A 20,802-nucleotide genomic window follows, 5' to 3' on the forward strand; every position below is an offset into this window, starting at 1 on the left:
CAAAGTAGTCTAATAGCGTGCTGGATTTACGGTCGTGTACAACGTCAATCAGTTGATGAGTCAGTGCATCACAATAGATAAAACTCATGGCACTATCAGAAGATTTTACTGACTTGAATTCATCAAAACATAGGTGTTGAGGTAATTGCGTGTTGTGATTTACTTTTAAAGTAGATGAGACTTTATCTACAATACGTCTGACCGTATGTACAGATACATTGTGTTGTTTAGCGATGTACGTTTCTGAAATGGTTTCTGCTAAAGTGTCCATTATCTTTTGTTTTAAACGGTTCGTGATAAAACAATACTTATCCACAATAGGTGTTTCAGCTGTAAATGATGATTGACAGGATTTACAATAAAAACGTTGTTTAGTGAGTGATAAATAGGCGTTTAGTCCTGAAATTTGGCATAAAGACAGTCGTGATTGACGTGTTCCATTTTTTACAATGCCATTGGTTGCGTGACAATTTGGGCAACAATCTGGTGTATAGGTTAATTTACCGTATAAGACTAATGATTTTTTATGTCGAATGACATATTCTGATATGTTTTCATGATCAAATGTGATGTTTTTATCCTTTAATTGTAGTAAGATTTCTGTTATATTAGACATAGGAAATTTCTCCTTATTATTTGGTCGTACTTTTAATTTAAGAGAAAATTGCCTTTTTGTCTACATAAAATTAGGGTTGGTGGCTTATGCCATCAACCCTAAAAATTATACAGCCTTTATTATTTCGATTTAATATAATTTTTTCCGATTGCGGCAGGTGCTTCAGATTTACCAATGAATAACACTAATACAATGATAGTAACAATGTATGGTGTGATTTTCAAATAAATAGACGGAATATCTGAAATGACTGGAATAGCTGTTCCTACAATACTTAAACTTTGTGCTAAGCCAAAGAATAGTGATGAAAACATAGCACCAATTGGATTCCACTTACCGAAAATCATGGCTGCCATTGCCATAAATCCTTGTCCAGCAATAGTTGCTGCCGAAAAGTTTCTTGTGATAGATTGTGATACAACAGCACCGCCAATACCTCCTAAAAAACCAGAAAGTAAAACAGCATAGTATTTCATAGAGGATACATGAATACCTAATGTATCTGCAGCTTGTGGATACTCCCCTACTGCTCTTAGTCGTAAACCAAATCTTGTTTTAAATAAAATAAACCAAGAAACACATGCTACTAAAATAGCAATATAGGCAACGACATACGTATTTTTAAAGAAAATAGGTCCGATAACAGGTATATCTTCTAAAATCGGGAATGAAAATAATCCAAATGATTCTGTGATAATATCTGTTTGTCCTTTATCTTCATATAAAAGTCTTGTTAGCACAACACATAATGCTGGTGCAATTAAGTTTAAGACTGTTCCAGAAATAACGTGATCGGCTCTTAAATTTACTGTAGCAATAGCATGAATAATCGCAAATAATAATCCTGCTATTCCTCCGACTAATAGTCCAATCCACGGCGTAGCTGCACCGAATGATTCAGCACACTCTAAATTAAAGACAATAGAAGCAAAAGAGCCAACAACCATAATTCCTTCTAATCCAACGTTCACAACACCGCTACGTTCGGAGAATGTTCCACCTAAAGCTGTAAAAATTAGAGGTGACGCATACAATAAAGTAGATCCAACAATCAATGTCAATATTTGTGTAATAGTCATATTATTATGCCTCCTCGCTTTGTTTCCATTTTATTTTATCAAGTATAAAACGAATAATATAGTTTGCACCAACGAAGAAAATAATAATAGCTGTAATAACAGTTACTAATTCAGCAGGTACATTTGTCATTAAAGACATTTCTGAACTTCCTGATTCAAAAATACCGAATAATGCTGCTGATAAAATAATACCTAGTGGATTCCCTAATGCCAATAAGGAAACGGACATACCTGTAAATCCAATCGCAGGAGAAACACCATTTTGTAAGAAGATGTTTTCAAATTGCCCTAAGCCCTCCATAACACCTGCAAGACCTGCAAGACATCCACTAATAAACATCGCACGAATAATATTTTTCTTTGCATTCATACCTGCATATTCAGCAGCAAATGGGTTTAATCCAACAGCACGTAATTCTAATCCTAATGTTGTACGTTTTAACATAATATGTACCAAAAGTGCCATGAAAACAGAAATAATGATACCTAAATGAACTGTTGAATTATCCGTTAATTCTGTTAAGACATCCCAACGTAAACTTGCCGCTTGCGGAATGGTGTTTGTTTTATCAGCTGCTGGGTTTGTCATTACATTACGAATTAAGAAGTCATTTACGTATAAAATAACATAGTTTAACATAATAGTTGTTATCACTTCACTAGCATTGAAATAAGCTTTTAAAATACCAGCAATACCAGCCCATACAGCGCCAGCAATCATACCTGTTACAATACATAGTGGCAATAGCATATATTGAGGTAATGTTGGGAATGATAAGGCAACCCAAACAGATGTCAACCAACCAGCTAATGCTTGTCCAGACAATCCAATATTAAAGAATCCTGCTTTATAAGCAACAGAAAATCCTAATGCTGTTAAAATAAGTGGAGCCATAGAACGTAATGTTTGTCCTATTCCATAAGATGTACCTAATGCTCCTCCAAATAGATATTGATAAGCTTCAATAGGATCTTTTCCAATCAATGCAATAATAATTGCACCAAATACCAAACCTAGTAAAACGGATAAAAATGGTACAAGTAGGTTTTGAAATTTTTTATGACTATTCATGAGAACCTCCTCCTACTTCTTTGTCTGCTTTTTCAACAGATGAACCTGCAATCAACAATCCTAATTCTCTTACAGTGGTTTCTTCTGGTTTTACAATCGCTACAATTCTACCGTCATACATAACAGCAATTCTATCTGCAACGTTCATAATTTCATCTAATTCAAAACTCATTAACAACACTGCTTTGCCATGTGTACGTTGACTAATCAAACGTTTATGAATAAATTCGATTGCACCAACGTCTAATCCACGAGTTGGTTGTGCTGCAATCAATAAGTCCGGGTTTCTATCAATTTCACGTGCAATAATTGCTTTTTGTTGATTTCCTCCAGATAAAGCAGATGCATTCACTTTTTCACTAGGTGTACGTACGTCAAACTCATTGATTAAGTGCATAGCGTACGTTGAAATAATTTTATCGTTTAAAAAACCACGTTTACTAAATGGTTTTTGATAATAAGTTTGAAGAATAATATTTTCTTCTACCGTCATGTCCAATACTAATCCGTGTTTATGTCTATCTTCTGGAATATGACCTAAACCAGTTTCCGTAATTTGTCTTGGTGTGTGATTTGTAATATCTTTACCATTCAACATTACGGTTCCTTGTGTTGATTTTGTTAATCCAGCAATAGCTTGAATAAGTTCTGTTTGTCCATTACCGTCAACACCTGCAATACCGACAACTTCTCCAGCGTGAATTGTTAAGTCAACACCTTTCACGATTGGTAAGCCACGAGATTCATTAACATGTAAATTTTTAATTTCTAAAACAGGGTGTTGTGGGTTAGCAGGTGCTTTATCTGTTTTAAAGGAAACAGCACGCCCTACCATCATATCTGCCAATTCTTGAGAAGACACTTTATCCACATCAACAGTATCAATATGTTCTCCACGACGAATAACAGTACATTTATCTGCCACGGCACGAATTTCATCTAATTTATGCGTAATGATAACAACAGATTTTCCCTCTGCTGCTAAACCTTTAATAATTTTAATCAGTTCATCAATCTCTTGAGGTGTCAAAACAGCGGTCGGCTCATCAAAAATCAAAATATCTGCACCACGGTACAATGTTTTTAAAATTTCAACACGTTGTTCCATACCTACTGTAATATCTCTTACAAGAGCGTCTGGATTGATATCTAAATTATATTGTTTTGATAATGCCAAAATTTCTTCACGTGCTTTTTTTATATTCACAACACCGGCTTGTGTTGGCTCAGTTCCTAAAATAATATTTTCTGTTACTGTGAATTTTTTTACCAACATGAAATGCTGATGCACCATACCGATTTTTAATTTTGTTGCTTTTGTTGGAGAGGTAATTTTAACAGTTTCACCATTGATGAGGATTTCTCCGCTTGTTGGTTGTAATAATCCACATAACATATTCATAAGTGTCGATTTACCCGCACCATTTTCACCTAATAAAGCATGGATTTCACCTTTTTTAACTTTTAAGTTAATATTTTTATTGGCTGTGAAATCACCAAACTTCTTTGTTATGTTTCGCATCTCAATAACATAGTTTGATTCGGACATTTATGTCATTCCTTTCAACTTTTCACCTTTTATAAAAAGACCCACTCAACACACAATATTGAGTGGGTGTTACTATTATTTATATAAGATTATTTTTTTAAAAATTCATCTAATTCTGCTTCAGTAGCAGGTGCTTTTACTTTGCCATCAATGATATCTTGTTTAGCTTTTTTCACTGCATCTTTAACATCAGCACTTAATTGACCGTCTGTTAAATCTACACCACCGTCAGCTAAAGTATAGCGTGTTAAACCACTCTTGAATCCGTCTTTTTCTGTTGCTTCTGCAAATTTCACAACAGCTTCACCAACTTTTTTCAATGTTGATGTTAAAGTAACAGATTTTTCTTCGCCTGATTTTGTTTTGTATTTACCTTGTTCATGTTGGTCTAAGTCAACACCGATAACCCATAATTGTTTAGAATCGTCAGCTTGCATTAAATCAGTTGCAGCAGTAAACACACCTAAACCTGATGCTCCAGCAGCTCCGTAGATAACGTCTGCACCATTAGCAAACATTGTGTTAGCGATTGTTTTACCAGTTCCTGCATCTTGGAATGAACCAACGTATTGTCTATCAATTGTAATATCTTTGTTAACAGATTTTGCACCAGCAACAAATCCAGCTTCAAAACGAATTAAAGTTTCTGTTTTCACACCACCGATATATCCAATGTGATTTGTTTTTGTTGTTTTAGCTGCAGCAATACCTGCTAAGTATGCAGATTCATTTTCAGCAAATAAGATAGATGCACCATTTGTATATTGATCTTTAATTACACTATCAACTGTAACAAAATGACTATCTTTGTTTTCTTCTGTTGCTTTATTTGCTGCTTCTTGTAAAGTGAAACCTACCGCAAAAATTAAATCATATTTTGCTGATACAGCTTTTTTAAAGTTTGTTGCATAGTCTTTTTCACCAGAAGATTGAATGTAGTTATAACCTTCTGCGCCTTTTTCACGACCATGTTCTTTACCCCATGCTTGCATTGCTGTCCAAGCACTTTGGTTAAATGATTTATCGTCAACACCACCAGAGTCAGTTACCATAACAATTGAGAATTTTTTCGCTGCTTTTTCACCAGCAGTTGTTTTCTCCATTGAATTAGAAGCAGATTTATTACCACATGCTGCTAATAATAAGACCGCAGCTGCACTCATTGTAACCAATCCTAAAACTTTTCTTTTTGACATATATAAATACCCTCCTCGATATGATGTTCCATAAGAACAATTCTATTTTAACATATAAACACGAAAAATAAAACAAATTTTATTCTTTTTTTACGGTTTCAGACAATAAATTGTATTTTAAAATGAAAAAAACATGAAAAATAAAGTTATTTTTTCAAAAAAACGAACAATTAATTTTTTTTGGTCTATATTTTATAAAAAAAGCCATAATTATACCAACTATCAGTTTTATCAATCGTAAGAAAGATAAAATCAGTTATTAAAAAATACAATTTTATAAATACAAAAAGGCAAGGTTAAAAACCTCACCTTTCTTTTTATACATGATAAATATCTTTTACTGTTTTTTCAGAATCTACAACAATGTATAAATGTCCGTTAGATGCAACTACTGATGATTGATATTTATTATCCATACCATCTTCATCTAATGCTTTATAAGGGAAATAAACAGTGTCTGCATCATTTGTATCAAATACAATATCCATTTTTTCAATATCTTGATATGTACGTACACGTCCAAACATACCTTGTTCTAATCCGCCAAGATTGATATCTTTTGTGTTAACATGATCAGCTTCTGGATATACTTCAATTCTAAAAGAACCACATGGATGAATTTTTTGGAAATCACTTTCGCCAATACGTCCAAAACTTGTTGTGATTTGTTTAATCCATAAATCTCCAATCGTTCTTCTTTCGACTGTCCAAGTTTCACCATTTCTAAAATAAAATTTTAAATGTGTCATTTCTTTAGCCATAATAAACTCCTTCATCGTTTTTATTGTTCAATTTATTATATAATAAATTGAAATGATTGTCATTTTTTATTGAACAATTTCAAAACTAATCTATCCGACACTGTTGGCAATACTTCATAAAGAACCGCTGCTACCGCCATACTAAATGGTAAATTGATTTCTCGTGTAGGTCTAAAAATTCTTCGACTTATCTTCCGAGCAACATCTTTTGCTGTGAGCATGGTATTTGCTACTGCTTTTTGATATTGTCCTGTTTTATCCGCAATATCAAAAAATCCTGTATCAATAGGTCCGGGATTAACCGTCGTCACAAAAATACCATGTTTTTTTGCTTCTAATCGAAGAGCATTCGCATATCCTCTTAGTCCAAATTTCGTTGCTGAATAAATAGATGACTTGGGTGTTGCCATTTTACTCGCTTGAGAAGCGACAAAAATAATATGTCCTTTACCTTGTTTATATAATTTAGGTAATAAAGCATTCGTCAATACAATCGGTGACAAAATATTTACAGAAAACATATGCTCTACTGTATTATCTGTAAATAAATGAGCTTCTTCAAAAATACCATAACCCGCATTATGAATGATGATGTCAATTTGTTCTGGTAACGCATTTAAACACATTTGTCTATCTTGTTCTTTCGATAAATCACAAACAATGTAATCAACAGTTACTGTATCACTTGTAAACGTATCTTTTAATTCTTTTAATATTGGTTCTTTTCGACCAACTAGTATAAAATGTGTTGGTTCTTGTGTTAATTCTTCAACCAGCGCCTGTCCTAATCCACCAGTTGCTCCTGTTAATAAAATCGTTCTAGTCATGATTAAAAGGCACCTCAATTTCTAATAAATCATGGACAACTTTTGTATTTGCAAAAATGGCTTGTGCATCTTTTTGAAGTTTTTTAACATCTTGTCCTAAATATCTTGAACTAATATGTGTTAAATAAAGTTGTTTTACATTTGCTTTTACAGCAATTTCTGCTGCCTGTTGACAAGTGGCATGGAAATAATTATGAGCTAATTTTTCTTCGCCTTTTCCAAATGTCGATTCATGTACTAAAACATCAGCATGTTGACAAAATGAAATATGGGATGACACAAAACGTGTATCTCCAAAAATAACGACTTCTCTTCCTTTTTTTTGCTCACCAATAAAGTCCTTACCATTGATCACTGTACCGTCCTCTAATGTTACAATTTCACCTTTTTTAATACGACCAAAAATAGGCCCATTAGGAATATTGTACTGTTTCAATTTCTCAATTTGTAATTCACCAGGATAATCAGCTTCAATAACACGATAGCCATAAGACTGTATTCCATGTTGTAATGTCATATACTTTACAGCAATTTTATCATCTTGATAAGCAACTCCTTCTTGCTCGAGCTCAACAAAATGTAATGGATACTTCAAATGACAATGTGAAATTTTTAAAGAGGTTAAGACAAAATCTTTAATACCGACTGGTCCATAAATCGTTAAAGATTCTTCTCCTCCTTGAAACGCACGACTACTTAATAATCCAGGTAATCCATAAATGTGATCTCCATGTAAATGTGTAACAAATATTTTAGTAATTTTTCTAGGACGAATACTCGTATGTAAAATAGTATGTTGGGTAGCTTCTCCACAATCAAATAACCATACTTCATTTCGTTCATCTAACATTTTTAAAGCGATAGATGATACATTTCTATTTTTTGAAGGGACGCCTGCACCAGTTCCTAAAAACTGTAAATACATATGACCAACTCCTTTCTAACTGTATGACCTTAATCGACAAACTCAAACTCAAAAGATTTAATACGTACGGTATCTCCACTTACTGCACCTTTTTCACGTAATGCTTCATCAATCCCCATACTTCTCAACTGACGTGCAAAACGCATAATACTTTCATCATGTGAAAAATTAGTCATATCAAATAATTTTTCTAATTTTTCTCCACTTAATACCCAGATTGCGTCATCATCTCGTGTAATCGTAAACGGTTGTTCTTGTTCCAATGTATAAACAATATTTTCTTCAAGTACAACCTCATCTTCAAATAATGGGAATGGATCTGTTTCTTCTAATAAGCTGTATGTTTTAAGTAATAATTCCTCAACACCTTTTGATTGCCATGCAGAAATTTCCACAATATCAATCTGCTTATCAGGATATATTTCATTTAGTTTTTGTTTAAAGACGATTAAATTTTCTTGTGCTTGTGGCATATCCATTTTATTTGCCACGATAATTGTTGGACGTTCTAATAAACGTAATTGATAAGTAGACAGCTCATGGTTAATCTTTTCATAATCATCAAAAGGATCTCTTCCTTCAATACTTGCCATATCAATCACATGTAAAATAACACGTGTACGTTCAATATGTTTTAAAAATTGAATACCTAACCCAACCCCAGATGAAGCTCCCTCAATCAATCCGGGTAAATCTGCCATAACAAATTGTTCTGATGTGTGTGGAACACTGACCATACCTAAGTTTGGTACAATTGTCGTAAAATGATATTCGGCTATTTTAGGTTTAGCACTACTTACAACAGATAATAAAGTCGATTTCCCAACTGATGGAAAACCTACCAACCCAACATCAGCTAGCACTTTTAACTCTAAAATAACTTCTAATTCTTCTCCTGGTTCACCATTTTCAGCAACTTCTGGAGCAGGATTTTTATGTGTTGCAAAACGTTTATTTCCACGTCCACCACGTCCACCTTTGGCAATGACAACTTCTTGATTTTTTTCAGTCATATCTGCAATGACAGTATTTGTTTGTGCATTTCTAACAATGGTTCCCGCTGGAACATTGACATAAGTATCTTTTGCACCTTTACCAAACATGCTTTTACTCATTCCATTTTCGCCATTTTTACCTTTAAAAATACGATTATATCTAAAATCCATCAATGTTCTAAGTCCTTCGTCGACACGAAAAATAACACTACCGCCATTTCCACCATCTCCACCAGCTGGTCCACCGTCTGGAACATATTTTTCACGACGAAACGCCACCATACCGTCTCCGCCTTTTCCAGCTTTTACAAAGACTTTTGCATAATCTAAAAACATGGACATTGTATTCCTCCTCTACCTTATATACGCACTATTACTCTAGCATATTTTTTAAAAATTCACAAAAAGAAAGCGAGTATAACAGAATCGTTTCCTCGCTACTTTTAAGACTATTAAACTTCTTCTGGTGTTGTCAGCGGGTCAATCGTTAACTCACCTGCTACAACTTCTTCTAAAGCACGACCTACATTTTTATATGAATCGTAATCTTCTAAAGCACCGTCTTCATGACGGTCTAGTTCATGAGCTCGTTTACTAGAAACGATAACTAGTGAGTATTTTGAATCAATTTTATCTAATAATTTATCAATAGATGGATATAACATCATAATGATTTGCCTCCTACTTATTTACTATGCCACTCGTCAAAAACACGAGTCACTTTTAAATGTTCACTTTGAATAATTGCTTTCACTTTATCAACAGCTGATTGAACATCATCGTTGATAACAGCATAATCATAATGTTTCATTAAAGCAAGTTCTTCTTTTGCTTTTTTAATACGTTTTTCAATAATAGGAGCATCGTCTGTTCCTCTACCAATTAAACGTCGTTCTAACTCTTCTAAATCAGGTGGTGTTAGAAAAATAAATACACCTTCTGGCATTTTACTTCTTACTTGTATAGCACCATTGACTTCTATTTCTAAAAAGACATCTTTGCCTTTTTCTAACATTTCTTCTACATAATCAACGGGAGTCCCATAATAGTTCCCAACGTATTCGGCATATTCTAACATTTTGCCATCTTTAATCATTTGTTCAAACTCTTCTTTTGTTCTAAATAAATAATCAACACCGTCTACTTCTCCCTCACGACACTGTCTTGTTGTCGCTGAAATAGAGTAAATCAGTGCATCGTTTTGAGTTTGTTCAAATATTTTTTGTCGAACAGTTCCTTTTCCAACACCTGACGGTCCAGAAAGAACAATCAACAATCCACGTTCTGCCATATTTTATTTCCACCTAATATTATAATCTTCTTTCTAATATAACATAAATTAGCAAAGTTATCTATTGTTTTCATAAAAATATTAAGATATTTTATTTCTTGTTCGGCGTAACTAGAATAAGAAAATTGATATTCCTAAAAATAATGTGTTACAATGTAACACATATACAAAGGAGATAACATGAGTACAATTACCGTTCGATTAAATAAAGAAGAGGAAACATTTTTTAAAAATTATGCACAAATTCAAGGACAAAGTTTGTCTAGCTTGTTTAAGAGAGCTTTAGAAACAGTGATTGAAGATGAATATGATTTAAAATTATATAAACAATCATTCCAAGAATATTTGGAAAACTCTGAAACATTATCACATGCTAATTTCAAGAAAGAATTAGGATTTGAATAATGTATCATATTCACTATTCAAAAAAAGCACAAAATCAAATCAAAAAAATAGATAGACAGATTCAACGACTTTTATTTGCATGGATTGATAAGCATTTAGAAGGTACAAATAATCCTAGACAACACGGGAAAGGTTTAACTGGAGATAAGTCACGGGAATGGCGCTATCGTATTGGATATTATCGATTGATTTGTGATATTCAAGAAAATACTTTGATTATTTTAGCACTTGAATTTGGACATAGAAAAGATATTTATCATTGAGTTATCCGTTTAGTATCAACTTATTAAATAAAAAGTCATCAGGCACTAAAAAGTACCTGGTGACTTTTTATTTATCTTTTACTTTCATCATACGAATGATATTACTACGTTCATTTTCTTCAAGTTTCATTTGAATATATGCAATAGTTTCTTCAAGTTGTGGAATAATTAAATGTTCTAATGCATTTACACGACGGCGTGTCTTTTCGATTTCATCTGCGAGTAGCTGACATGTTTTTTCAACTTCTGTTAAACGTAATAATGCTTTTGTTGTATCTGTTAACTCATCAATCGCTTTATCCATATCACTATTTGAGTTTAATAAACCATATTGAAATGTATTTTTTTGATGAACATCTTCAGGAAATTGTACATGTAACTTAGGTACTGTAACGCTCATAATATTTTGCTCATCTATTTGTAAGGATACTTCTTGTGTTGGTAAAGCAAACGCTTCTTCAATAAAAGCTTCGTGTAATAATGATTTAGCTAAAACAAAAGATTGCATTCCCTTTGTTAAACGCATTTCAACATCTTGTCTTAATGTATGATTTTCTTTGATGAGAAGGATAAAACGACGCATAAGTTCATCTTGTTTATCTTTTAATAATTTATGTCCACGAGTAGATGTTTTTAATCTTTTTTTCAAGACAGACAATTCCATACGGGTTGGTTTAACGTTTAAACGTGTCATGTCATCACTCCTCGGAAAGATACTTATCTAACATATTATCTTTAATACGTTTTAACTCTGTTCTAGGTAAAATAGATAGTAATTCCCAACCAAGTGCTAGTGTATCAAAAATAGAACGGTTTTTATAAAATCCTTGATTGACATATTCTTCCTCAAAACGTGTTGTAAATTCAACGTATAATTTATCCGTTTTAGATAAAGCTGATTCACCTAATACAACAGCTAACTCTTTTACTTGTTTTCCTTGAGCATAGGCAGCAAATAATTGGTTCATTGTTGCGGCATGATCTTCTCTTGTTTTTCCTTCTCCGGTTCCTTTATCTTTTAAACGTGATAAAGACGGTAAAACATTGATTGGAGGTTTTATACCTGCATTGTATAAATCTCTTGATAAAATAATCTGTCCCTCTGTAATATATCCCGTCAAGTCTGGAATTGGGTGTGTAATATCGTCTTCAGGCATTGTTAAAATTGGAATTTGGGTAACAGAACCTTTTTTTCCAATAAGGCGTCCTGCTCTTTCGTATAAAGTGGATAAATTAGTATACAAATAACCAGGATACCCTCTTCGTCCAGGTACTTCACGGCGTGCAGCAGACACTTCACGTAATGCTTCACAATAATTGGTCATATCTGTCATGATAACTAATACGTGCATATCTTTTTCAAAAGCTAAATATTCTGCTGCTGTTAATGCCATTTTTGGTGTTGCAATACGTTCAATAGCAGGGTCATTGGCTAAATTGATAAACATAACAGAACGCTCAATAGCACCTGTTTTTCTAAAATCTTCCATAAAGTATTCTGCTTCTTCAAAAGTAATACCCATAGCAGCAAAAACTACCGCAAATTTTTCATCGGAATTTAGGACAGTCGCTTGACGAGCGATTTGTGCGGCAAGTTCTTTATGAGGCAAACCCGATCCGGAAAAGACGGGTAATTTTTGTCCACGTACTAGTGTATTTAAGTGGTCAATAGACGAAATTCCTGTTTGAATAAATTCATCCGGATAATCACGGCAAATCGGATTAATTGCTTGTCCGTTAATATCTAAAAATTTTTCAGGAATAATATTTGGACCACCATCTTTCACTTGACCCATTCCATCAAAAATACGGCCAACCATATCTTCTGATACAGCAAGTTCTAATGGTTTTCCTTTAAATCTAACTTTTGTATCTCGCAAGTTAATACCACTTGGACTGTCGAATAACTGGACTAACGCTTTGTCATAGTGTACTTCTAAGACTTGTCCACGTCTAACAGTGCCATCTTGTAGCTGAATATCTACTAATTCATCAAATTTAACACCTTCTACGTGTTCAACAGCCATTAAAGGTCCTACGACTTCGCTAACTGTTTTATATTCTTTAATCACGCTCTGTCATACCTCCTTTAGCCATTACGTCTTGTAGTGTTTGTGGAATATTTTCTTTTAATACATGTAGTGTCTTTAGTTCAGTTTCTGGTACATATTTTGCACGTGCAATTCTATCACGAACGTGTACCGTGCCATCTACAATTTCATCGTAGTAGGCACCTAATGACAATGCTTTACGTGCTTCTTTTTCAAATGTAATGATTAAATCTAGCATAGTTGCTTGCTTTCTATAAGAAGTAAATGTGTCTACTTCATCAAAAGCATTTTGTTGTAGATAGTCTTCTCTAATCATACGAGCAATTAACATAGTAATTTTATCTTTGTCTGCTAATGAATCTAATCCAACCAACCTTACAATTTCTTCCAACTCTGATTCTTCTTGCAATACTTTCATGGCATGTATAACGTGCTCTGACCAATTTAATGATAATGCACTGTCTAAATAATGCCCAACTTCATCCAAATATAGTGAATAAGATGTTAACCAGTTCATTGACGGAAAATGTCGTTTTTGTGCTAGTAAGGCATCTAATCCCCAAAAGACTTTCACGATACGTAATGTATTTTGGGTGACCGGTTCAGAAATATCTCCTCCAGGAGGTGACACGGCACCAATCGCTGTGACGGAACCTATACGTTCTTTTCCACCTAACGTCACGACTTTCCCTGCACGTTCATAGTATTCGGCAATACGGCTACCTAAATAAGCAGGATACCCTTCATCTCCGGGCATTTCTTCTAATCGTCCCGACATTTCACGCAATGCTTCTGCCCAACGTGATGTTGAGTCTGCCATAATCGCTACATTATACCCCATATCTCTAAAATATTCTGCAATGGTAATACCTGTATAAATGGATGCTTCACGTGCTGCCACAGGCATATTAGATGTATTGGCAATCAAAATAGTACGATTCATAATAGACTTTTCTGTATTTGGGTCAATCAATTCTGGGAATTCATTCAAAACGTCTGTCATTTCATTTCCACGTTCACCACATCCAACATAAACGACAATATCAACATTTGCCCATTTGGCGATTTGGTGCTGTACAACTGTTTTTCCTGCTCCAAAAGGTCCTGGAACGGCTGCTCCTCCTCCTTTTGTAACAGGGAAAAATGTATCTATGACACGTTGTCCAGTTAACATCGGTTCATTTGGATTCATTTTACGTTTAAATGGTCTACCACGTCGAACAGGCCATTTTTGTAACATTGTAAAACTTTCAATCCCTTTTTCTGTTCGTAATGTGTACACTGTATCGTTTAATGTAACTTCTCCTGATTCAACAGATGTGATAACACCCTTTTTCCCATATGGAACCATAATACGATGTTCAATCACTTCTGTTTCTTGAACCGTTCCGATAATATCTCCTGATTCAACAGTATCTCCAACAGATACACTAGGTGAAAAGACCCATTTCTTTTCACGACTTAATGGTTTAATGTCTACACCACGAAGTAAAAAATCACTTTGTGTTTTTTCATGATATGTATCTAAAGGACGTTGAATACCGTCAAACATTTGTGACAATATTCCAGGTCCTAATTCAACAGATAATGCCTCTCCTGTTGTTTCAACAGGTTCACCCGGACCTATTCCTGACGTTTCTTCATAAACTTGGATAGAAGCAACGTCTTTTCTCATTTCAATAATCTCGCCAATCAATCCAATATGTCCTACTTTACAAATATCTTGGATATTTGCATCTTCCATACCAGACGCCATGACTAATGGCCCTGACACTTTTATAATTGTTCCTGATTTCACAACATTAGTCCTTTCTTTCTTAATAGCGACAGTCGTTACAGCTTTGCTGTTTTACGAATGTCGTATCAGGGAGTTTCGCTCCGTGATTTCCTTACATTTTTGTTTCGCTCCGTCCCATTGCGATAGTCGTTCTAGCTTTGCTAGTTACGAATATCGTACTAGGGAGCTTTGCTCCGTAGCTTCCTTAGCGTTGCTTCCTACGGCTTTCTACGGTTTGGTACTCCGAGTGCTTGTTAAATCTCTTCGAGATTTTTTTGTTACACTCGTCCGTCCCATTGCGATAGTCGTTCTAGCGTCGCTAGTTACGAATATCGTACTAGGGAGCCTTGCTCCATAGCTTACTTAGCGTTGCTTCCTACGGCTTTCTGTGGTTTGGTACTCCGAGTGCTTGTTAAATCTCTTCGAGATTTTTTTGTTGCACTCGTCCGTCCCATTGCGACAGTCGTTCTAGCTTTGCTAGTTACGAATATCGTACTAGGGAGCTTTGCTCCGTAGCTTCCTCAGCGTTGCTTCCTACGGCTTTCTATGGTTTGGTACTCCGAGTGCTTGTTAAATCTCTTCGAGATTTTTTTGTTGCACTCGTCCGTCCCATCTTGTATCCGTACGTCAGCGTTGCTTCCTACGGCTTTCTATGGTTTGGTACTCACTCGACGGTTGCATTTTTTCAAAATGCATTTTTGTCTCGCTCCGTCCCATCTTGTATCCGTACGTCAGCGTTGCTTCCTACGGCTTTCTGTGGTTTGGTACTCACTCGACGGTTGCATTTTTTCAAAATGCATTTTTGTCTCGCTCCGTCCCATCTTGTATCCGTACGTCAGCGTTGCTTCCTACGGCTACAAGATATTCTGTCCGATAGCTTTTTCTACGTTTTCTTGTATATTGTTTAATCCGATGTTTAAGCTGCCTTTGTAATTCGGTATTAAAATAACTGCTGGGATAGATTTGTTTCGGTAATAAGCAATAACTTCTGGAATTATTTGCGCAATTTGTTCTGTTACATAGATAATGCCGTAATGTTGATTGGCCAATGTTTGAATGGTTTCTCTAGCTTCTTGTGGTTGTCTGCAAAAGAATGTATCAAAACCAATCATTTTAAACGGCATAATAGAATCTTTATCACCAACTACTGCAATTTTATAAGCCATAATAGATTGGTCGCATCCTTTCTTTTAACACGGCTTCGTCCATGTCATTATCTTTTCCTGTTAGAATTAGACGTAAATTTTTAATTTCCATTTCTTTGTAATACATATAAGATAAAACAGGTAACATACCAAATGCTTGATAAGGTGCATTTGATAAATAGTAATGTGCAATACTATCTCTTGCTTTTTCGACATCAATAGATGAACACGTATCGACTGAAAAAATATCTGGTAAAACAGTCGAAAAATCTTTTTCACGATACATAGCAAATAAGTCACTTAATCGATTACTCATCGCTAACTCGACAATGATGTTTATATCCATACTACCTGTTTGAGATAAAATCGACAGCAAAAAACTACGGCTCACTTTTTTATGAAGTGTTCTTAATACACAATTCAAATTGTATAAATCCGCCCAAGCCGTTACAATTTTTTTGACTTCAGGTTGTTCCAAATCATCAACAATATGTTTTAAATGAATAAAGTAAGCTCTATCCATTAAAATATCCAAAGCTTGAATTTGTCCGTATTCTTTGTAATGAGCAATCGCATGATACACTTCGTCTACCATTATTTTTGGTAATACATCTGACGTACCTGTTTTTGCCAATTGCTCTAAAGCATCTTTTTCATAACGCCCAATAGGTATTAACAATGGCATTAACGACATATTGGCAATATGGGTTTTTAACAAAATTTTTAAATTGTGGTACGTATATACCAATGTAAACACGTCAAGCACTTCTTGTTTAGGTGTTTCTTGTTTTAACTGAGCATACGTATCCGTTAAAATTGACATTAACTGTTCTTCAAACTGTTCTGTTAATTCACTATAAATCGTTGATTTTAATTGATTGAATGCATGATTCAACGATTGAGCTTTTAATAAAGTATCGAAGGTTTCCTTAGACAATAATTGATTTTCTTTTATACGAACAAAAGTATTTAAACTTGCGTATACTGTATCATTCATCCTATCTCCCCCTACTCTATTTTTTATCATCTAGTAATGTAGCTAACTGTCCTACATAATCTTGTTTTAAATCAGATAATAGTTGATGAGATAAATAATTATAGACAATGCCTTCCGATTCTAATACAAAACCATATGCATTTTTGATTGTTTCATCTGATTTTTTAATAAAATCAGGTAATACAAAATCATGTGCTACACGTTCTCCTAAAGATAATCGATATTGTTTTGTTGAATCAAGTGTTTGAATGACGCTATCAAAAAATTGCTGATAGTGTGTAGATGACCAATTAGCCATAACATTTTCGGCTTCTTCAAATAAAGATAGTAACGCCTCTTGTTTTGCTTTTAAAATCATATTTCGTTTATGATTGATGATTTTTTGTTCCTCTATGCTATAAGCAAGTGTTTCTTTTGCATCAATCTCTTGCATTGCTTTGTCTTTTTTTGATACATACATATCATGTTCTTTCTCAAAGCGATTATTTTCTGATACTTGATGCTCTGATAACTGTTTTAATAATTCTTTTTCTTTTCTCTGTAAGATATGCTGTGTAAATTGTTTTATATCATTCATCATATTGCACCAATTTATATTACTAAAAACATAGCAATAACAAATCCTAAAATAGCGTACATTTCAACCATTCCGGCATAAATAGCACCTTTCATGAAATGTTCTTCATTTTTTGCTAAAATTTGAATACCAGCAGTTGCCACACGTCCTTGAGCAATAGCAGATGTTAAACCGGTAAAGCCAACAACAGCACCTGCAATCAATAATTTAAATGCTGAATCGTAAGTAAGTGTTCCTAATCTGAAATAAATCATTAAACCAATAACAAATCCATAAAATCCTTGCGTACCGGGTAATAACTGTAATACCATTGATTTACCGAATTTTTCTGGTTGTTCTTTTGATAAAGCTGCAGCAGCTTCACCTGTCATCCCAACACCTTTAGCAGATCCTGTCCCACTAAAAATGATAGCTAAAGCAATCCCTAAACATGCTAATGTAAAACTTCCCGCTTGTGATTGCATAAATGTTAAAAATGCGTCCATATTATTTTTCCTCCGAATATCTTTCTTTTAAATCATTATATTTTTCATAGGTTTTTAAAGGTTTAATGGCACGACCGCCACCTTCATAAAATTTTCCAAAAAATTCGACAAACTGTAAACGTATGCCATGTACATAAGCACCTAATAAGGATAGCCCAAAGTTAAGGGCATGTAGTAAAACAAACAAAACAATGCCGATTGTAAAACGAGCAGGAACTGGTAGTAACGAAATAATTAAATTAAACGCTGAACCGATACTTGCTCCGGCAGCACAAAGTGCCATTAAACGTGTATAACTTGATAAATCACCAATATAGCTACTTGCTCCATATAATTTATAAACACCTGAACCGATACCTAAAATTTTATTTTTTGTTCCTAAAGCTGTACTCAAAACAATCCCAATAGCATTTATTAACAAAGTATACTGTCCGATTGTTGCTAACCATGTCAGTGATGTCGTTTGACTTAATGCATACATCACTAAACCAAGGAGTAACCCTACCCAACACAATCCATCAGAAAAAGCAGCACTATATTGTTTTGCTTTTAATTGAGTACGTGTGTTTACTAAAAGACCAAAAATCAGTTGAATAACACCAAATACAACGGATATGATCAATATCGTAATAGGATCTGATGACGCCGATAAAAGATGAAATGGTAATTCTAGTCCGAAAAATGACCCAAAAATCAGTCCCCACAACATCGTTGGATACGACAAAATATGAAATAATTTAATATTTTTTTTCGTTGATTTAGGTAAAGAAAGTTTTATTAAAGCATATAGTGTACCTAAAAACATCACTAATCCATAGCCAATATCTGCCACCATCATACCAAAAAAGACAGCGTAAAATGGTGCTAGTAATGGTGTAGGGTCAATTTCTGAATATTTTGGAACACTGTACATTTCTGTCAATAATTCAAATGGTTCGACTAAAGGATGATTTTTTAACACAATAGGAATCTCTTTTTCGTCTACATTTTCTGTATTTTCTAAAAAAACATACGCTCCTTGGGGCAATGTTTTGGCTATAAGAGATTGAAGTATAGAACTTTTTTCTTCTGAAATCCAGCCAGTTAATCCACTAATATGTTGACTTGTCGAAAAATAAGCAGATGCTTTTTGGCATAAATATTTTGTATAGGTATATTCTTCTAACAGTAATAAATCAGTATAAAATTGACTTAATGCTTCTTTTTCCGCAATCAGTCGATACCGTTTTTCATTTATTGCTTCTTGTAAAAGTTCTGTTTCTATCAACATATCTTTTGGTAATTGTTCAAATGGATAATCAAATTTTTCAAATTGCACACTTGATAATACATCATTCGCTTCATTCACCAACGTTTTATCAATATAGGCAATCAGACCAATATCATGCGTATCACGATACAACACATCAACAAATAAATGCTCATGATGTAATAGTGTATCTAAAAAATCATTTGTTTTTGTTTGTGGAATAACACCAACAAATGTATGTAAATACGTTAATTTTCTCATGTCCTTAGGCAATAATGGCAAAGATTGCCATTTTTTTAATAAGTCATGCTTATCTTTGTTATCCCACATTTGCTTTTGTAACAATTTTTCTTTTTCATCAATGTTTAGTACTTGTGTCAAAATATCTCGTTTGTCTACATCAACCATTTGTTGTTCAAGTTCAGATAATGTAAGTGAAAAACGTGTCTTTTTTATTTTTTTAGGCACAAATGGCCCTAATACTGATTGAGCATGACGAATATGTGTTAAAAGTTGTTCGTATTGATGTTCGTCATCATTTACTGTTTTTGTGACAAAATTTGTATCAATAGGTTCAAAATGTTGTAATTCTTGTACTGTTTTTAACAGTAAAGACCGATATTCATCTTCAACTAAAATGGTCCATTTTTGCATTTTAGATACTGCCATAGCGTGTTTGAACCTCCTCTAAAATACGTTGTACGAACATGTCTTTATGATGATGAATTTTTTCTTGCAACTCATGTATCTCTTGTTCTATTTCTTTTTCTGTTTCAATGCGTTTTTGTGTTAGTTTTTCTTGATAGTGTGCTGAAACATGTTGCTGATAATCAGAAATCTCTTGTTCAATGCTTTCTTTAAAATCAAAAATCTTAGCATCAATATCACGAGATATATCTTCCATTTTCACTTTGTATTCAGACACTAAACTTGCAACGTCATTTTCGACACTTTGAATTGCTTGTTCTGAAAGATTACTCATATCCTACACCTCCATTACGTGCATTATAACATTCTCTTTTTACATTTCCTAGACTGTTATCCCCTATGTATATGATGTGTTATAAATAGGAAGAAACAGAGTTAAAATGAGAATTTTTTAATGTTCATTCAGCAATTTGAACACTTAATTGAACGGTTTTTGCATCTTTGATTAACTTGGATACAGGACATCGTTGATGTGCCGATTCAACAATATCAGTAGCTATATCAAGTGGTAATGTCCAAATCGTTGCAACGGCTTTTATATCAAAGAAAAAACCAACACCATTTGATTCTCTGTGTAAATCAACAGTCACATCTACTTTAGATTTTATATGTGCATACCCTCGTGCTGTCAATAAAGATTGTATTGTAGCATTTAAACATGTTGACCAAGACAGAGCTATCAACTGTTCTGGATTAAACCCCAAGTCATTGTCAAGTGGGTGTGACACTTTTATTTTTTCAGGGAAATCAGATAGAGAAACTAATCCGTTAATACCGTCCGTATTCGTTGCTGTTGTTGTATATAACATATTCTACTCCTATTCTATGTTCTTA

23 protein-coding genes are annotated in these 20,802 nt (G+C 33.9%); 2 read left to right on the forward strand and 21 right to left on the reverse strand.

The annotated features are described in order from the left end of the window. From GMA11_RS04685 to gmk, 11 genes are all read right to left on the reverse strand, one after another. Window positions 1–616: helix-turn-helix domain-containing protein (locus GMA11_RS04685; protein ID WP_163546065.1), on the reverse strand; the 616-nt coding region annotated here is incomplete at its 3' end. Between the two features lie 119 nt (window positions 617–735). Continuing rightward, window positions 736–1,695 (reverse strand): ABC transporter permease, encoded by a 960-nt coding sequence (locus tag GMA11_RS04690; protein ID WP_163546066.1) that lies wholly within the window; start codon window positions 1,693–1,695, stop codon window positions 736–738. 4 nt (window positions 1,696–1,699) lie between these two features. Next, window positions 1,700–2,767, reverse strand: coding sequence for an ABC transporter permease (locus tag GMA11_RS04695; RefSeq protein WP_163546067.1), 1,068 nt, complete (start codon window positions 2,765–2,767; stop codon window positions 1,700–1,702). Next, window positions 2,760–4,316 carry an ABC transporter ATP-binding protein gene (locus tag GMA11_RS04700; RefSeq protein ID WP_163546068.1) on the reverse strand — a complete coding sequence of 519 codons (1,557 nt, stop codon included), beginning with the start codon at window positions 4,314–4,316 and terminating at the stop codon, window positions 2,760–2,762. Before GMA11_RS04700 ends, GMA11_RS04695 begins: the two co-directional genes overlap by 8 nt. A gap of 89 nt (window positions 4,317–4,405) precedes the next feature. Further along, the gene (locus GMA11_RS04705; protein WP_163546069.1) at window positions 4,406–5,512 is read right to left on the reverse strand and encodes a BMP family protein; all 1,107 of its coding nucleotides are present in this window, start codon (window positions 5,510–5,512) and stop codon (window positions 4,406–4,408) included. Between the two features lie 317 nt (window positions 5,513–5,829). Then, window positions 5,830–6,273, reverse strand: coding sequence for a hypothetical protein (locus GMA11_RS04710; protein WP_163546070.1), 444 nt, complete (start codon window positions 6,271–6,273; stop codon window positions 5,830–5,832). A 59-nt stretch (window positions 6,274–6,332) separates the two neighbouring features. Next, window positions 6,333–7,100, reverse strand: a complete 768-nt coding sequence (locus tag GMA11_RS04715) for an SDR family oxidoreductase (RefSeq protein WP_163546071.1) — start codon at window positions 7,098–7,100, stop codon at window positions 6,333–6,335. Further along, window positions 7,093–8,025, reverse strand: a complete 933-nt coding sequence (rnz, locus tag GMA11_RS04720) for a ribonuclease Z (protein ID WP_163546072.1) — start codon at window positions 8,023–8,025, stop codon at window positions 7,093–7,095. The genes GMA11_RS04715 and rnz overlap by 8 nt, the downstream gene beginning before the upstream one ends. A 29-nt stretch (window positions 8,026–8,054) precedes the next feature. Next, window positions 8,055–9,362 (reverse strand): GTPase ObgE, encoded by a 1,308-nt coding sequence (gene obgE / locus GMA11_RS04725; protein WP_163546073.1) that lies wholly within the window; start codon window positions 9,360–9,362, stop codon window positions 8,055–8,057. 110 nt (window positions 9,363–9,472) lie between these two features. Continuing rightward, the gene (gene rpoZ, locus GMA11_RS04730; RefSeq protein WP_163546074.1) at window positions 9,473–9,688 is read right to left on the reverse strand and encodes a DNA-directed RNA polymerase subunit omega; all 216 of its coding nucleotides are present in this window, start codon (window positions 9,686–9,688) and stop codon (window positions 9,473–9,475) included. Between the two features lie 17 nt (window positions 9,689–9,705). Then, window positions 9,706–10,311, reverse strand: coding sequence for a guanylate kinase (gmk, locus tag GMA11_RS04735; RefSeq protein ID WP_163546075.1), 606 nt, complete (start codon window positions 10,309–10,311; stop codon window positions 9,706–9,708). A gap of 180 nt (window positions 10,312–10,491) precedes the next feature. On the opposite strand from gmk, the gene relB reads away from it, so the two are divergent. Continuing rightward, window positions 10,492–10,716 carry a type II toxin-antitoxin system RelB family antitoxin gene (gene relB, locus GMA11_RS04740; RefSeq protein ID WP_163546076.1) on the forward strand — a complete coding sequence of 75 codons (225 nt, stop codon included), beginning with the start codon at window positions 10,492–10,494 and terminating at the stop codon, window positions 10,714–10,716. Then, window positions 10,716–10,979: a type II toxin-antitoxin system RelE/ParE family toxin gene (locus GMA11_RS04745; RefSeq protein WP_163546077.1), complete on the forward strand. Its 264-nt coding sequence runs from the start codon at window positions 10,716–10,718 to the stop codon at window positions 10,977–10,979. Before relB ends, GMA11_RS04745 begins: the two co-directional genes overlap by 1 nt. Window positions 10,980–11,046: 67 nt before the next feature. Here the strand turns inward: GMA11_RS04745 and GMA11_RS04750 are convergent, their stop codons facing one another. The 10 genes from GMA11_RS04750 to GMA11_RS04795 form a co-directional block, all read right to left on the reverse strand. Continuing rightward, on the reverse strand, window positions 11,047–11,673 hold the full coding sequence (locus tag GMA11_RS04750; protein ID WP_163546078.1) for a V-type ATP synthase subunit D: 627 nt from the start codon (window positions 11,671–11,673) through the stop codon (window positions 11,047–11,049). Window positions 11,674–11,677: 4 nt separating this feature from the next. Further along, window positions 11,678–13,051 (reverse strand): V-type ATP synthase subunit B, encoded by a 1,374-nt coding sequence (locus tag GMA11_RS04755; RefSeq protein ID WP_163546079.1) that lies wholly within the window; start codon window positions 13,049–13,051, stop codon window positions 11,678–11,680. Beyond that, window positions 13,044–14,828: a V-type ATP synthase subunit A gene (locus tag GMA11_RS04760; RefSeq protein WP_163546080.1), complete on the reverse strand. Its 1,785-nt coding sequence runs from the start codon at window positions 14,826–14,828 to the stop codon at window positions 13,044–13,046. Before GMA11_RS04760 ends, GMA11_RS04755 begins: the two co-directional genes overlap by 8 nt. Before the next feature lie 833 nt (window positions 14,829–15,661). Beyond that, window positions 15,662–15,973 carry a V-type ATP synthase subunit F gene (locus GMA11_RS04765; RefSeq protein WP_163546081.1) on the reverse strand — a complete coding sequence of 104 codons (312 nt, stop codon included), beginning with the start codon at window positions 15,971–15,973 and terminating at the stop codon, window positions 15,662–15,664. Then, window positions 15,963–16,949 (reverse strand): V-type ATPase subunit, encoded by a 987-nt coding sequence (locus GMA11_RS04770; protein ID WP_163546082.1) that lies wholly within the window; start codon window positions 16,947–16,949, stop codon window positions 15,963–15,965. Before GMA11_RS04770 ends, GMA11_RS04765 begins: the two co-directional genes overlap by 11 nt. Window positions 16,950–16,965: 16 nt before the next feature. Next, the gene (locus tag GMA11_RS04775; protein WP_163546083.1) at window positions 16,966–17,529 is read right to left on the reverse strand and encodes a hypothetical protein; all 564 of its coding nucleotides are present in this window, start codon (window positions 17,527–17,529) and stop codon (window positions 16,966–16,968) included. 11 nt (window positions 17,530–17,540) lie between these two features. Then, a complete protein-coding gene (locus tag GMA11_RS04780; protein ID WP_163546084.1) occupies window positions 17,541–18,011 on the reverse strand; it encodes a V-type ATP synthase subunit K in 471 nt (156 codons plus the stop codon). 1 nt (window position 18,012) lies between these two features. Then, a complete protein-coding gene (locus GMA11_RS04785; RefSeq protein ID WP_163546085.1) occupies window positions 18,013–19,929 on the reverse strand; it encodes a V-type ATP synthase subunit I in 1,917 nt (638 codons plus the stop codon). Beyond that, window positions 19,916–20,242 (reverse strand): hypothetical protein, encoded by a 327-nt coding sequence (locus GMA11_RS04790; protein ID WP_163546086.1) that lies wholly within the window; start codon window positions 20,240–20,242, stop codon window positions 19,916–19,918. Before GMA11_RS04790 ends, GMA11_RS04785 begins: the two co-directional genes overlap by 14 nt. A gap of 124 nt (window positions 20,243–20,366) precedes the next feature. Beyond that, complete coding sequence (locus tag GMA11_RS04795; protein ID WP_163546087.1) at window positions 20,367–20,777, reverse strand: OsmC family protein; 411 nt, start codon at window positions 20,775–20,777, stop codon at window positions 20,367–20,369. Window positions 20,778–20,802: the final 25 nt, after the last annotated feature.

Source organism: Granulicatella sp. zg-ZJ (assembly GCF_010892355.1).
In the GTDB taxonomy this organism is placed as follows: Bacteria; Bacillota; Bacilli; order Lactobacillales; family Aerococcaceae; genus WM01.

What these genes read in the sequence shown, in the direction of transcription:
- GMA11_RS04780 (WP_163546084.1), bottom strand. Translation starts at nt 18,011, where the DNA reads ATGGACGCATTTTTAACATTTATGCAATCACAAGCGGGAAGTTTTACA.
- GMA11_RS04690 (WP_163546066.1), bottom strand. Translation starts at nt 1,695, where the DNA reads ATGACTATTACACAAATATTGACATTGATTGTTGGATCTACTTTATTG.
- GMA11_RS04695 (WP_163546067.1), bottom strand. Translation starts at nt 2,767, where the DNA reads ATGAATAGTCATAAAAAATTTCAAAACCTACTTGTACCATTTTTATCC.
- GMA11_RS04750 (WP_163546078.1), bottom strand. Translation starts at nt 11,673, where the DNA reads ATGACACGTTTAAACGTTAAACCAACCCGTATGGAATTGTCTGTCTTG.
- GMA11_RS04705 (WP_163546069.1), bottom strand. Translation starts at nt 5,512, where the DNA reads ATGTCAAAAAGAAAAGTTTTAGGATTGGTTACAATGAGTGCAGCTGCG.
- GMA11_RS04745 (WP_163546077.1), top strand. Translation starts at nt 10,716, where the DNA reads ATGTATCATATTCACTATTCAAAAAAAGCACAAAATCAAATCAAAAAA.
- GMA11_RS04775 (WP_163546083.1), bottom strand. Translation starts at nt 17,529, where the DNA reads ATGATGAATGATATAAAACAATTTACACAGCATATCTTACAGAGAAAA.
- GMA11_RS04715 (WP_163546071.1), bottom strand. Translation starts at nt 7,100, where the DNA reads ATGACTAGAACGATTTTATTAACAGGAGCAACTGGTGGATTAGGACAG.
- GMA11_RS04710 (WP_163546070.1), bottom strand. Translation starts at nt 6,273, where the DNA reads ATGGCTAAAGAAATGACACATTTAAAATTTTATTTTAGAAATGGTGAA.
- GMA11_RS04785 (WP_163546085.1), bottom strand. Translation starts at nt 19,929, where the DNA reads ATGGCAGTATCTAAAATGCAAAAATGGACCATTTTAGTTGAAGATGAA.
- relB (WP_163546076.1), top strand. Translation starts at nt 10,492, where the DNA reads ATGAGTACAATTACCGTTCGATTAAATAAAGAAGAGGAAACATTTTTT.
- rnz (WP_163546072.1), bottom strand. Translation starts at nt 8,025, where the DNA reads ATGTATTTACAGTTTTTAGGAACTGGTGCAGGCGTCCCTTCAAAAAAT.
- obgE (WP_163546073.1), bottom strand. Translation starts at nt 9,362, where the DNA reads ATGTCCATGTTTTTAGATTATGCAAAAGTCTTTGTAAAAGCTGGAAAA.
- GMA11_RS04790 (WP_163546086.1), bottom strand. Translation starts at nt 20,242, where the DNA reads ATGAGTAATCTTTCAGAACAAGCAATTCAAAGTGTCGAAAATGACGTT.
- GMA11_RS04770 (WP_163546082.1), bottom strand. Translation starts at nt 16,949, where the DNA reads ATGAATGATACAGTATACGCAAGTTTAAATACTTTTGTTCGTATAAAA.
- GMA11_RS04765 (WP_163546081.1), bottom strand. Translation starts at nt 15,973, where the DNA reads ATGGCTTATAAAATTGCAGTAGTTGGTGATAAAGATTCTATTATGCCG.
- GMA11_RS04795 (WP_163546087.1), bottom strand. Translation starts at nt 20,777, where the DNA reads ATGTTATATACAACAACAGCAACGAATACGGACGGTATTAACGGATTA.
- GMA11_RS04700 (WP_163546068.1), bottom strand. Translation starts at nt 4,316, where the DNA reads ATGTCCGAATCAAACTATGTTATTGAGATGCGAAACATAACAAAGAAG.
- gmk (WP_163546075.1), bottom strand. Translation starts at nt 10,311, where the DNA reads ATGGCAGAACGTGGATTGTTGATTGTTCTTTCTGGACCGTCAGGTGTT.
- rpoZ (WP_163546074.1), bottom strand. Translation starts at nt 9,688, where the DNA reads ATGATGTTATATCCATCTATTGATAAATTATTAGATAAAATTGATTCA.